Source organism: Micromonospora sp. CNZ285, assembly GCF_004637285.1.
Genome location: NZ_SPQD01000001.1, coordinates 5,777,572 through 5,790,132 on the forward strand (window position 1 = coordinate 5,777,572; position 12,561 = coordinate 5,790,132).

General features: G+C 73.6%; 11 protein-coding genes. 4 read left to right on the plus strand and 7 right to left on the minus strand.

Annotated elements, in window-relative coordinates; translation table 11 throughout:
* The first annotated feature begins 2 nt into the window (after positions 1–2).
* Positions 3–1,160, plus strand: a complete 1,158-nt coding sequence (locus CLT75_RS26530; RefSeq protein WP_135242941.1) for a glycosyltransferase family 9 protein — start codon at positions 3–5, stop codon at positions 1,158–1,160.
* On the opposite strand, the gene CLT75_RS26535 is transcribed toward CLT75_RS26530, so the two are convergent.
* Both CLT75_RS26535 and rfaE2 read right to left on the minus strand, forming a co-directional pair.
* Positions 1,135–2,007 (minus strand): glycosyltransferase family A protein, encoded by an 873-nt coding sequence (locus tag CLT75_RS26535; protein WP_135242942.1) that lies wholly within the window; start codon positions 2,005–2,007, stop codon positions 1,135–1,137. The genes CLT75_RS26530 and CLT75_RS26535 overlap by 26 nt on opposite strands.
* Positions 2,004–3,887 carry a D-glycero-beta-D-manno-heptose 1-phosphate adenylyltransferase gene (rfaE2, locus tag CLT75_RS26540; protein ID WP_135242943.1) on the minus strand — a complete coding sequence of 628 codons (1,884 nt, stop codon included), beginning with the start codon at positions 3,885–3,887 and terminating at the stop codon, positions 2,004–2,006. Before rfaE2 ends, CLT75_RS26535 begins: the two co-directional genes overlap by 4 nt.
* 126 nt (positions 3,888–4,013) lie before the next feature.
* Between rfaE2 and CLT75_RS26545 the strand changes: the two genes are divergently transcribed.
* Positions 4,014–4,571, plus strand: coding sequence for a type 1 glutamine amidotransferase domain-containing protein (locus CLT75_RS26545; protein ID WP_135242944.1), 558 nt, complete (start codon positions 4,014–4,016; stop codon positions 4,569–4,571).
* A 53-nt stretch (positions 4,572–4,624) separates the two neighbouring features.
* Positions 4,625–6,292: an MDR family MFS transporter gene (locus CLT75_RS26550; RefSeq protein ID WP_135242945.1), complete on the plus strand. Its 1,668-nt coding sequence runs from the start codon at positions 4,625–4,627 to the stop codon at positions 6,290–6,292.
* Positions 6,293–6,299: 7 nt separating this feature from the next.
* Here CLT75_RS26550 and CLT75_RS26555 read toward each other — a convergent pair whose 3' ends face one another.
* Positions 6,300–6,791 (minus strand): NUDIX domain-containing protein, encoded by a 492-nt coding sequence (locus CLT75_RS26555; RefSeq protein WP_018785677.1) that lies wholly within the window; start codon positions 6,789–6,791, stop codon positions 6,300–6,302.
* An 85-nt stretch (positions 6,792–6,876) separates the two neighbouring features.
* Here CLT75_RS26555 and CLT75_RS26560 point away from each other — a divergent pair, with 85 nt between their 5' ends.
* Positions 6,877–8,526 (plus strand): fatty acid--CoA ligase, encoded by a 1,650-nt coding sequence (locus CLT75_RS26560; RefSeq protein ID WP_135242946.1) that lies wholly within the window; start codon positions 6,877–6,879, stop codon positions 8,524–8,526.
* A 180-nt stretch (positions 8,527–8,706) separates the two neighbouring features.
* On the opposite strand, the gene CLT75_RS26565 is transcribed toward CLT75_RS26560, so the two are convergent.
* From CLT75_RS26565 to CLT75_RS26580, 4 genes are all read right to left on the minus strand, one after another.
* Positions 8,707–9,720: an NADPH:quinone reductase gene (locus CLT75_RS26565; protein WP_135242947.1), complete on the minus strand. Its 1,014-nt coding sequence runs from the start codon at positions 9,718–9,720 to the stop codon at positions 8,707–8,709.
* 90 nt (positions 9,721–9,810) lie between these two features.
* On the minus strand, positions 9,811–10,947 hold the full coding sequence (locus CLT75_RS26570) for a glutathione-independent formaldehyde dehydrogenase (protein ID WP_167796969.1): 1,137 nt from the start codon (positions 10,945–10,947) through the stop codon (positions 9,811–9,813).
* Positions 10,948–10,988: 41 nt separating this feature from the next.
* Complete coding sequence (locus tag CLT75_RS26575; RefSeq protein ID WP_209310502.1) at positions 10,989–11,651, minus strand: HAD family hydrolase; 663 nt, start codon at positions 11,649–11,651, stop codon at positions 10,989–10,991.
* A 23-nt stretch (positions 11,652–11,674) separates the two neighbouring features.
* Complete coding sequence (locus CLT75_RS26580) at positions 11,675–12,523, minus strand: SCO6745 family protein (RefSeq protein WP_209310503.1); 849 nt, start codon at positions 12,521–12,523, stop codon at positions 11,675–11,677.
* Positions 12,524–12,561 lie beyond the last annotated feature (38 nt).

Below are 12,561 nucleotides of genomic sequence, written 5' to 3' on the forward strand. Positions count from 1 at the left end.
GCGTGACCAGCCCGCCTGACTCCCGCTCGCCGCGCCGCGACGTGGAGCCGTCGGCGCTCGGACCGGTCGGCGAGCGAGTCCCTGACGTCGAGCGGATCGCCGTGCTGCGCGCCAACGCGCTCGGCGACTTCATCTTCGTGCTGCCGGCGCTCGACGCGCTGCGGTCGGCGTACCCGTCGGCGGAGATCGTGCTGCTCGGCGCGCCGTGGCACGCGGCGCTCTGGCGCGACCGGCCCGGCCCGGTGGACCGGGTGCTGGTGGTGCCGGCGGCGCCCGGCATCCGCGACCCGGGGCCCGGCGAGTCGCCGGGTGACGTCCCGGCGTTCCTGGCCGCCGCCCGCGCCGAACGGTTCGACCTGGCGTTGCAGGTGCACGGCGGCGGCGGCAACTCGAACCCGTTCGTGGCCGGGCTCGGCGCCCGGGTCACCGCCGGTCTGCGGGCCGAGGGCGCGCCGCCGCTGGACCGGTGGCTGCGCTACGTCTACTACCAGCACGAGGTGATCCGCTACCTGGAGGTGGCCGCCCTGGTCGGTGCGCCCGCCACCACGATCACCCCGGCGCTCGCGGTCACCGCCGCCGACCGGGCGGAGGCCGCCGCCGTGCTCGGCGAACCCGCCCGGCCGCGGGTCGCGCTGCACCCGGGCGCCACCGACACGCGGCGGCGCTGGCCGCCGGAACGCTTCGGCGAGGTCGCCCGCGAGCTGACCGGAGACGGGTACGAGGTGCTGGTCACCGGCACCCCCGCCGAGCAGGAGACGGTCGACGCGGTGGTGGCGGCAGCCGGCGTTCCGGTGCGTCCCCAGGTGGGCACGCTCAGCCTGGGCGCGCTCGCCGCCGCGTACGCGGACTGCGCGTTGGTGGTCTCCAACGACACCGGCCCGCTGCACCTGGCCGCCGCCGTGGGCGCGCCGACAGTCGGTGTCTTCTGGGTCGGCAACCTGATCAACGGGGCGTCGCCGCTGCGCGGGCGGCACCGCCCGATCGCCGCCTGGACCACCCACTGCCCGGTCTGCGGCGTCGACTGCACACCCGGGATCTACCCGCACCGGCCCGGCGACGGCGAGTGCCCGCACCGGGTGTCTTTCGTGGCCGACGTACCGGTCGCCGAGGTGGTCGAGGCGGCCCGCGAGCTGCTCACACCTCCGCCGGCGACTCGCTGAGCACCACTTCCCACGCCTCCACGTCGCGTTCGGTGACAGTGGTCGGCGACTCCAGGTGGTAGGCCCCGCTGGGCAGGACCCCGGCGCCGCCGTGGCGCTCCAGCACGGCGAGCTGCGCGGCGACGTCCTCGCCCTGGTGCCGCTCGGGCAGCCGCTCCCAGAAGTCGAAGCCGCCGGCGTCGACGAGCTTGGCCCGGTCGTAGAGCACACACCCGCCGATCCAGGAGACCTTGTACGCCCGCCACTCGCCCGCCGCCAGGTTCAGCTTCTCGGTGATGTGCAGCAGGTTCGCCGCCGGATGGATGGACGCCCGGTGCCACTCCGGCGTGCCGGGCATGATCCGTTCCGGCACCGGCGGCCCGGTCCACTCCTCGTAGTGCTGGTGCGTGTCCGGGCGGACGTCGTCGGCGTAGGAGAGGCCGTGCACCGCGTTGCCGACGAACCCGCAGCCCAACTCGTCGAGCGCGGTGACCAGGCGGGACAGCGTGCCCGGTTCCAGCCACACGTCGTCGTCGAGGCAGAGCACCGCGTCGGCCGCCGACTGGGCCAGCAGGTACGACCGGTGCTCGGCCAGGCCGCGCCGGGGCAGCCGCCGGGTCAGCAGCACCGGATGCCCCCGGTGGCGCAGCGCCCGGACCATCGTGGCCGCCGCCGGGTGGGCGTACGCGGGATCGCCGTCGGACTGGTCGCTGACCACCACCCCGAACCCGGGTACGCCCTCCTGCGCGGCCAGCCCGGACAGCGTGACCGCCAGTTCGGCGGGCCGGTTGCGGGTGGGGATCAGCACGTCGAGCCGCCTGGGGTGCCGGAACCGTCCGGGCGTGCCCGGGTCGAGCGGACGGGTCACGCCGGCCTGCCCTCGCCGACGGTGCGGCTGTGCTGGTCGGGCATGGCCTCACGGCCCTCGCTTCGCTCGGTGCGTTCGCTCATGCTGTGCGATTGGGCGCGGATCCGGTCGATGATCGCCGAGGTGGAGCGGTCCGGCACGTACCCGAGCGTGCGCACCTGCCCGCCCAGCCGCCGTACCAGCGGCGCCTCCGGCACCATCTCCGGCGGGTAGTCGCCGCCCTTGACGTAGACGTCGGGGCGGACCGCCTCGATCAGCCGGGCCGGCGAGTCCTCCTCGAACACCACCACGTGGTCGACGCAGGCCAGCGCCGCCAGCAGGGCGATCCGGTCCTCGACCGGGTTGACCGGCCGGTCCGGGCCCTTGAGCCGGCGGACGCTGCCGTCCGAGTTGACCGCCACGATCAGCAGGTCGCCGAGTGCGCGGGCCTGGGTCAGGTAGCGGACGTGCCCCGGGTGCAGCACGTCGAAGCAGCCGTTCGTGAACACCACCGACCGCCCGGCCTGCCGGTGCTCGTCCACGAGCGCGGCCAGCTCGTCGGCGCCGACCAGCGCCGGGTGTCCGCCCTCGTCCGCGTCGGTGCCGAGCGCGGCCAGCAGGTCCTGCCGCCGGCACACGCAGGTGCCGGTGTCGGCCACCGTGATGGTGGCGGCGAGCTGGGCGAGCTGGGCGGCGGTGGGCAGGCCCGCGTCGGCGGCGAGCGCCAGCGTCATGGCCGCCAGGTACGCGTCCCCGGCACCCACCGCGTGGCTGGCCGGGACCGGGGTGCTGTGGCTGCGCCGGGGTTCGCCCTCGGCGCCGCCGACCACCGCGCCCTCGGTGTCCAGGGTCACCGCCACCACGTCGGCGCCGGTGTGCGCGCGCAGCTCGGGCAGGCGTGACTCGGCCAGCACGGCCCGGTCCACGCCGGCGCCGGCCGCCGCGCTCACCGTCACGCCGGTCCCGGTGACGCTCAGGCCGTCGCCGGTCAGCGCGACCCGCTCCTCGCCCGGCATCGGCTCGCCGGTCGGACCGGCGGGCACCTCGGCGGCGGGCGTGCCGGAGGTCGGGTGCGGGCTGCCGGGTACGCGCTCACCGGACCCGCCGGGCGCGGCGCCCACCATCAGCTCGGACGGGCCGTCGGCCTCGGCCGGGTGGTCCAGGTGCACGTCGCCGCTGGGGACGGCACCCCGCTCGGCGTGCGCGAACCCGGCGGCGGCGCGGGCCAGCAGGCGGGTCGCCTCGGCGAAGCTCGGCGTCACCACAGTCGGGTTCAGTCCGCGCCAGTCGGCCAGGTCGTGCGCGTCGAGCGCCACGGTGCCGTACCGGTCGCGGTTGGCGACCAGCCAGGCGCGCACCGCCGACGGCAGGGCGCCCAGGCCGTAGTCGCAGACCACAAGCGTGAGCGGCTGCCCGGCGGCCACCGCGCGCAGCTCCTCGGTGGCGCAGTGCAGGGCGGTCAGCAGGCGGGCCACGCCGTCGGCGTCCAGCCCGTCCTCCGGACCGCCGGAGTCCTCACGGAGCAGGATCTGGTTGCCGGCGAGCATCCGCCGCTTGACCGGCGTGGGCCGGCCCGGCTGGCTCACCGTACGGTCCCAGACCGCCGCCCGGTCCAGGCAGTCGTGCAGCTCGTCGCCGGCTACGTCGGCGCCGACCGGGGCGACCAGCGCGGCCCGGCCGCCGAGCGCCGCGACGTTCACCGCCGTGTTGGCGGCGCCCCCCGCGGCGGAGATCCGCCGCCGCAGGGTGAGGACCGGTGCGGGCGCCTCGCGGCAGAGCCGCTCCGACTCGGCGAACCGCCACTCGTCCAGCATGGCGTCCCCGACGACCAGCACGGGACGCTGCTGCCAGCTCGCCACGACTGTGGCGAGCCGGCGCTCTTCCGCTGCTGCTCCTGCCATGCCCCTGCGGATCCCCCCGGGCCGTCGGGCCAAACCTTGGTGCGACGCGGGCCACCCGATGCGTCCGGTTTCGCGGCATCGGGCGGGGGAACCGTCTCAGACGTACCCCGGAGAGGAGAGAACAGCATGGCAGCGACACTTCAGGGCAAGCGCATCGCCTTCCTGGCCGCCGACGGCGTCGAGGAGGTCGAGTACACCAAGCCCCGGGAGGCGGTGGAGAACGCCGGCGCCCAGGTCGAGCTCGTCTCCATCGAGTCCGGCACGATCCAGGCCTTCAACCACCTCGACCACGGCAAGCAGTACCAGGTCGACGTCACCACCAAGGAGGCGGACGCCGGGGCGTACGACGCCCTGGTCCTGCCCGGTGGCGTGGCGAACCCCGACTTCCTGCGGACGGACCCGGAGGCGGTCCGGTTCGTCAAGGCGTTCTTCGACGCCGGCAAGCCGGTCGGCGTGATCTGCCACGGCCCGTGGACGCTCGTCGAGGCGGACGTGGTGCGGGGCCGCACCATCACCTCCTGGCCGAGCCTGCGCACCGACCTCACCAACGCCGGCGCGAAGTGGGTCGACCAGGAGGTCGTCACCGACAACGGCCTGGTCAGCAGCCGCAAGCCGGACGACCTGCCGGCGTTCTGCGCCAAGATCGTCGAGGAGTTCGCCGAGGGGCGGCACGCCGCCCGCTGAAACTCGTACGCCCACCGGGGGCATGATCCGCCCCCGGTGGGATAGGAAGCGGGATGACCGCCCAGGCCGCCCGCCCCGCGTTGCCCGCCCGACAGATCCGCCTGCTGATGTTCGGTCTGATGACCGGCATGCTGCTGGCGGCGCTGGACCAGACCATCGTCGGCACCGCGCTGCCGACCATCGTCGGTGAGCTGGGCGGCATCAACCACTACTCGTGGGTGGTCACCGCGTACCTGCTGGCCTCGACCGCCTCGACGCCGCTGTACGGCAAGATGGCCGACCTGTACGGGCGCCGGCCGGTCTTCCTGTTCTCCATCGGGATGTTCCTGCTCGGCTCGCTGCTGGCCGGGCTGTCGCAGGACATGACCCAGCTGATCGTCACGCGGGGCGTGCAGGGCCTGGGCGCCGGTGGCCTGATGACGCTGGCGTTCACCATCATCTCGGACGTGGTGTCGCCCCGGGAGCGCGGCCGCTACCAGGGGTTGTTCGGCGCGGTGTTCGGTGTGTCGTCGGTGGCCGGACCGCTCGTCGGCGGCTACTTCGCGGAGAACAACTGGCGGTGGATCTTCTACATCAACGTGCCGCTGGCGATCCTCGCCATCGTGGTCTGCTGGCACGTGATGCGGCTGGTGCCGTTCGAGCGGCGGGACCACACCGTCGACTGGATCGGCGCGGCGCTGCTGGTGGCCGGCGTGAGCTGCCTGCTGCTGGCGCTGAGCTGGGGCGGCGCCGAGTACGCCTGGGGCTCCGGCGTGATCGTCGGGCTGTTCGCCGCGGGCGCGGTGCTGGGCGTGCTGTTCGTCGTCCAGGAGGCTCGGACCAAGGAGCCGATCCTGCCGCTGCGGCTGTTCCGCAGCGCCACGTTCGCGCTCGCCAACGGCGCGGGTTTCGTGCTCGGTCTGGTGATGTTCGGGTCGATCATCTTCATCCCGCTCTACCTGCAGATCGTCAAGGGTGCCTCACCGACCCGCAGCGGTCTGCTGATGCTGCCGATGATGGCCGGCGTCATCGTCACCTCGGTGCTGACCGGCCGGGCGATGAGCCGGATCGGCAGGTACAAGTGGTTCCCGGTGGCCGGTGCGGCCGTGCTGGTGGCCGGCATGCTGCTGTTCCAGCAGCTCCAGGTGGGCACCTCGCTCTGGCTCGCGTTCGGCTACATGGTGGTGATCGGCGTCGGGCTGGGCCTGTGCATGCAGTCGCTGATCCTGGCCGTGCAGAACGCGGTGAGTGTCCGCGACCTGGGCGCGGGCACCTCGTCGGCGACGTTCTTCCGGTCGCTCGGCGGCTCGTTCGGTGTGGCCATCCTCGGCGCGGTGCTGTCGTCCCGGCTCACCTCGGAGATGTCCGCGCGGCTGCCGGGTGCGCTGGCGCAGCTCCCGCCGGAGCAGCGGGCCGCGGTGACGGCCGGCGGGGACTTCTCGATCAACGATCCGGCGGCGATCCTCGCCCTGCCCGCCCCGGTACGCGCCGCCGTTCAGGCCGCGTTCGTCGAGTCGCTGCACCTGGTCTTCCTGACCACCGGGCTGATCGCCGTGATCGCGGTGCTGGTCACGCTGGCCATGCCGAACCTTCAGTTGCGCGGCACCGGCCCGGAGGGCGCCACCGGCGGCGCCGACCCGCTCGGCGGGAAGGCGCCCGCGCCGGGCGGCAAGCCGCTGACCAAGGAGTCGAAGGACGAGGCCGCCGCCGACATGGAGGCGAAGTCGCAGACGATGCTGTGACCGGCGGCTACTTGAGGATCAGCCGGTTGGTCTGCTCGAACACGTCCAGGTCGGCGAGCGTCTCGTGCACGCTCGACGACAGCGGGTGCGGGAAGTCCGCCGGGTGGAAGAACCCGGAGTCGGTGGTCTCGTCGGTGAACCGGGCCAGCTCGCCGTCCCACTCGTCGACCCGGAACGCCGTGGTGAAGACCTGGTACGTGTGCCCGTACATGTTGGTGTGGGTGCGGTCCGGGCCGGTGTAGAGCGCGAACGCGCTGACCCGCAGCGCCCGCAGCCCGGTCTCCTCCCGGACCTCGCGTACCGCGCAGTCGGCGATCGACTCGCCGAGTTCCATGGCGCCGGCCGGCAACGCCCACTGGCCGTTGTCGGAACGCTGGATCAGCAGCACCCGGGCGGCGTTGTCGCGCACCACGGCGCGCGCGCCGACGAACATCAGGGTGCGGTCACCGGCCAGGGCGCGGAGCTGCCCCACGTACGAGTCGGCCCACGAGATGCTCACCCGGACAATCTACGCATCATCTGTGATCACCTCGGCGATTCCGGGGGGTTCCGCAGATGTGACCGCCGCCACTACGTTGTCACCCATGCGTAGCACGATGATGGATGCCCCTCTCCAGGTCGCCCGGATCCTCGAACACGGCTCCACCGTGCACGGCGCGGCGGAGGTGGTCACCTGGACCGGCGCCGAACCACGCCGGATGACGTACGCGGAGGTCGGCCGCGCCGCCGCCCGGCTCGCCCACGCGCTGCGTGACGAGTGCGGGGTGACCGGCGACGAGCGGGTCGGCACGTTCATGTGGAACAACAACGAGCACCTGGTGGCGTACTTCGCCGTCCCGAGCATGGGCGCGGTGCTGCACACGCTCAACATCAGGCTCTTCCCCGACCAGGTCTCCTACATCGCCAACCACGCGCAGGACCGGGTGGTGCTCGTCGACACCACGCTCATCCCGCTGCTCGCCCGGGTGATCGGCGACATGACCACCGTGGCGCACGTGGTGGTGGTCGGCGGTGGCGACCCGGCCCCGCTGCTGGCCGCGGCCGGCGACCGGATCACCGTGCACCACTGGGACGCGCTGCTGGCCGACCGCCCGGACCACTTCGACTGGCCGGAGGTGGACGAGCGTGACGCCGCCGCCCTCTGCTACACCTCGGGGACCACCGGCAACCCCAAGGGTGTCGCCTACTCGCACCGCTCGATCTACCTGCACTCGCTCCAGGTCTGCATGCCGGAGGGCTTCGGGCTCGGCCCGAACGATAGGGAGCTGGCGATCGTGCCGATGTTCCACGCGATGTCGTGGGGCCTGCCGTACGCGGCGTTCCTCTCCGGCGCGTCGCTGATCATGCCGGACCGGTTCCTCCAGGCCGAGCCGATCGCCGCGATGATCGCCGCCGAGCGCCCCACGCTCGCCGGCGCGGTGCCGACCATCTGGACCGACCTGCTGGCCTACCTGGACGCGCACGAGGTGGACCTCTCCTCGCTGAAGGAGGTCATCGTGGGCGGGTCGGCCTGCCCGCCGGCGCTGATGCACGCGTTCCACGACCGCTACGGCATCGACGTCATCCACGCCTGGGGCATGACCGAGATGTCGCCGCTGGGCTCGGTCTCGCGGGCGCCGGCCGGCGCGACCGGCGTCGACGCCTGGCGCTACCGCTACACGCAGGGCCGCGTCCCGGCGGGCGTGACCGCGCGGATCGTCGGCCCGCTGGGCGAGCCGCTGCCGGCCGACGGGACGTCGGTGGGCGAGCTGGAGGTACGCGGGCCGTGGGTGACCGCTCGCTACATCGGCGACGACGCCCCGGACGAGGAGAAGTTCCGGGACGGCTGGCTGCGTACCGGTGACGTCGGCACGCTCTCGCCGGACGGCTACATCACGCTCACCGACCGCGCCAAGGACGTGATCAAGTCGGGCGGGGAGTGGATCTCCTCGGTCGAGCTGGAGAACGCGCTGATGGCCCACCCGGCGGTGCTGGAGGCGTGCGTGGTGGGCGTACCGGACGAGCGCTGGGACGAGCGTCCGCTGGCCACTGTGGTGGTCCGCGAGGGCGCCTCGGTGACCGCGGAGGAGCTGCGGGACTTCCTCGCCGGCTCGGTGGCGCGCTGGCAGCTTCCGGAGCGGTGGGCGTTCATCGACGCGGTGCCGAAGACCAGCGTCGGCAAGTTCGACAAGAAGGTGGTGCGCTCGCGGTACGCCGACGGCGGCCTCGACGTGCGGGAACTGACCGCGTCGTAACGTTTCGCGGCGTACCGTCGCCTACACGGGTAGGAACGCGTTCCCAACGGACATTCCTCCCAGAGGGCGGCCCCGGCGTTCGCACCGCGCCGGGGCCGCCCGTCCGTTACGGGGTGACCCGCACCGTCATTGTTGCGAAACTTGTTCGCGTCTGTCCGGCTGTCGGGGAAATCCGGTCGCCTACTCGTCGGCGGTGCTCACCAGCACCTTGCCCACCACGCTGTCCTGCACCGCCTGCTGCGCGGCGGCGGCCTCCGCCAGCGGATACCGGTGCAGCGGCAGGCCCGCCTCCTCACCGACCCGGATCGCGCCCTGCGCCACCGCCGCCGCGATGTCCGTGACCGCCTGCGCCTTCGCCACCTTCGGCGCGGTGTAGATCAGCACGAACTGCCAGCGCGCGTTCGGGCCCATCAGCGGCCGGATCGGCAACGTCACCTCGTCGCCGCCGTCGTCGGCGTACACGCAGACCGCCCCGCCGGTGCGCAGCATCCGGACGTCGGCGGCGGCGTTACGGGCGGCGGACACCTCGACGATCGTGTGCACCCCGTCGGGCGCGACCTTGCGGACCTCCTCGACCACGTCCTGCTCGCGATAGTTGATCACGAAGCTGGCGCCGGCCACCGCCGCGAGCTGCGCCTTCTCCGGGCTGCTCACCGTGGTGATCACGCACGCGTCGGCCCAGCGGGCGAGCTGGATCGCCGCGTTGCCCACCGCGCCCGCGCCGCCCTGCACCAGCACCACGTGGTCGCTCAACGCACCGGCGTGCAGCTTGTCCGGCATGAACTCTCCGGCGGTCAGGCAGCGGTGCGCGGTCATGAACGGGATGCCGAGCGCCGCGCCCAGGTCGAACGAGGCCGGACCGAGCGGCACCGCGTGCCGGACCGGCACCAGCGTGTACTCGGCGGCGGTGCCCCACGGCCGTTGCCAGGCCGCCTCCCACACCCAGACCCGCTCACCGATGAGCGTCCGGTCCACGCCCTCGCCGACCGCCTCGACCACCCCGGCGCCGTCCTGGTGCGGGATCTGCCACCCGGCCGGCAGCGGCCACGCCTGGCGGGCCTTCCAGTCGGTGGGGTTCACCCCCGACACGGCCATCCGGACCAGCACCTCGCCCGGCCCGGGCTCCGGCACCGGCCGCTCCACCACCTGGAGCACCGAGGCGTCCCCGCTGTGCTCGTACACGATCGCCTTCATCGCCGTCCCTCCGCCGTCCTTCCGGGTGCGCTACCCGGCAGCCGCCCGAACATGCGGCCCCGGGCGCACCGGCCACCGTACGACGGCTCGTCAGGCGGCCGGCTTGAGCACGACCTTCGAGTAGCCCGGCTCCCGGCGGTCGAAGCGCTGGTACGCCTCCGGCGCCGCGTCCAGCGGCAACTCCTTGCTCACCACGAAGCTCGGGGTCGCCCGCCCCGCCGTGATCAGGTTCCGCAGGTACGCGTTGTAGGTCTTCACGTTCGCCTGCCCGGTGCCGATCCGCAGGCCCTTCTCGAACAGCTTGCCCACCTTGAACAGCAGCTCACCCCGGGCGGAGTGCTCGTCCGGGGCGCCCGGGTCCGCCGAGAGGTAGAGCCCGACCACGCCGATCGCCCCGGTCGCGCGCACCACCTCCACGAGCGTGTTCAGCACCAGCGCCGGCTGCTCCTCGCCGCTGGGCGCGGACGCCTGGTATCCCACCGCGTCCACGCCGTGATCGGTGCCCACCCCGTCGGTCCGGTCCCGGATCTGCTCGACCGGATCACCCGCGCTGAAGTCGATCGCTGTGGCGCCGATCGACTCGGCCAGCCGCAGCCGGTCCGGCACCCGGTCCACCACGAACACCTCGGACGCCCCGATCAGCACCGCCGAGTACGCGGCCATCAGCCCGACCGGCCCGCCGCCCATTACTGTCAGGTTCTCGCCCGGCCGCAGCCCGGTCATCGCCACCCCGTGGTAGCCGGTCGGGAAGATGTCGGCGAGCATCGCGTAGTCGTTCTCGTGGTCGGTGCCCGGCGGCAGCTTCAGGCAGTTGAAGTCGGCGAACGGCACGCGCAGGTACTCCGCCTGCCCACCCCGGTACGGCCCCATCGACACGTAGCCGTACGCGCCGCCGGCGAAGCCCGGGTTCACCGTCAGGCAGAACCCGGTGCGCTGCTCCCGGCAATTGCGGCAGAACCCGCACGCCACGTTGAACGGCATCGAGACCCGGTCACCCACGCGCAGGCTCGTCACGCCCGGCCCGGTCTCGACGATCACGCCCATGTTCTCGTGGCCGAACACGATGCCCGGCTCGGCGGCCGTCCGACCCTCGTACATGTGCAGGTCCGAACCGCAGATCGCGGTCGTCGTGACCTGGACGACCACGTCGTTCGGATCCTCGATCCGCGGATCGTCGACCTCGTTGACGGCCACCTCGTGCGGCCCCTCGTACACCACAGCCCTCATGTCACCGACCGTAGGCCGGGTGGTGGCGGCGGGTGGGTGGTTCAGTCGATCCCCGCCACCACCTCGGGCGTGAGCGCGCCGATCGAGGGGAGCAGCACGGCCGCGAGCGCCTCGGCGTCCGGATCGAGCGGGTACGACGCGTGCGGCACCGCCACCACCCGGCACCCGGCGGCGGCCGCCGAACGGACCCCGTTCGACGAGTCCTCCACCGCCACGCACCGCGCCGGGTCGACGCCCAGCCGCTGCGCCACCGCGAGCCACACGTCGGGCGCGGGCTTGCCCCGGGCGGTCTCCTCGGTCGACAGCGTCGCGCCGAACGCGCCGGCCAGGCCCGTCGCGTCCAGCGCCGCCGCGATCAGCCGGGTCGGTGAGGAACTGGCCAGCCCCAGCGGCCACCGCGCGGCCATGCCACGCACGACCGCGTCGGCGCCGTCGATCAGCGGTACGCGCTGCGCGTACCGCCGGGCCATCTCGGTCACCACCTCGGTGGCGACCTGCTCGGCCGACCTGCCGACGCCCAGCTCACCGCTCAGGTAGGCGGCCCACTCGCCGGTGCTCATGCCCATCAGCCGGCGCTGCGTGTCCGGCTGCCAGACGCCGCCGTGCTCGGCCACGTACGACCGCCGGACCTCCTCCCACACCGGCTCGGAGTCCACGATCACGCCGTCCAGGTCGAAGAGCACCGCGTCCACCACGTCGACCATCCTGCCCCAGCCGGCGGCCGGACTCACCGTGGCAGCACCGCTCCGGCCGAACGCTGTGCCGGAAGGCCGATCGGGGCCTTGGCCGGGATGATCGTGCGGCAGCGCGTCGCGATCGGTTCCAGCAGCTCCCGCAGCCGGGCGGTACGCTCCGCACCCAGCGCCCGCCACGGACCCGCCGCGGCCCGGTCGGTGGCCTCCTCGACCACGCGGAACGTCTCCGTGGCGTACGGCGTGGGGTCCAGGTCGTCGGTCAGCCAGCCCTTGTCCACCAGGCGCTGCTCGGCGGCGGTCCACTGCTCGTCGGTCCAGCCCCGGGCCGGCTGGTGGAACTCGCGGGACTGGTCGACCCGGCACCGCCAGGCCACCACCTCGGCCGGTTCCAGCCCGGTCGTGACCAGCGCCGCCACGTGGCCGTCGCCGCGGTGCTCGCGCAGCGTCGCGGCGGCCTGCCAGAGCCGGGCCAGCGGGTACTCGCCCCGGGGCAGGGCGGCGTTCACCGCGCCGAGCACCCGCCCGGCCGTGTCCACCAGCCCGGCCGCCTCCTCCAACAGGTCGGCGGCCTCGACCAGGTGCGACTCGGGCAGCTCGTAGGTGAACTCGGCGAGCGCCTGCACGCCTCCGGTGAGCCGGGCCCGCAGCGCCTCCTCCGGGGTGGCCAGGCGCCACACCGACGGCAGCGCGCGGGCCACCATGGCCGGCGCGAAGCTGAAGAACGCAGCCGTCACCGCCGGCGCGTCGACCGCCCCGAGCGGCGCGGCCCGGCCAGCGAAGTAGCCGCGCCAGTAGCCCCGCAGCCCGACCGCCTCGAACGCGGCCCGGGCACGGGGGTGGAAGTAGGTCACCGCGTGGACCGGCTCGTAGAGCGTCCACATCTGCCGGGTCACCCCGGCCTCGTCCAGCGCCGCCACGT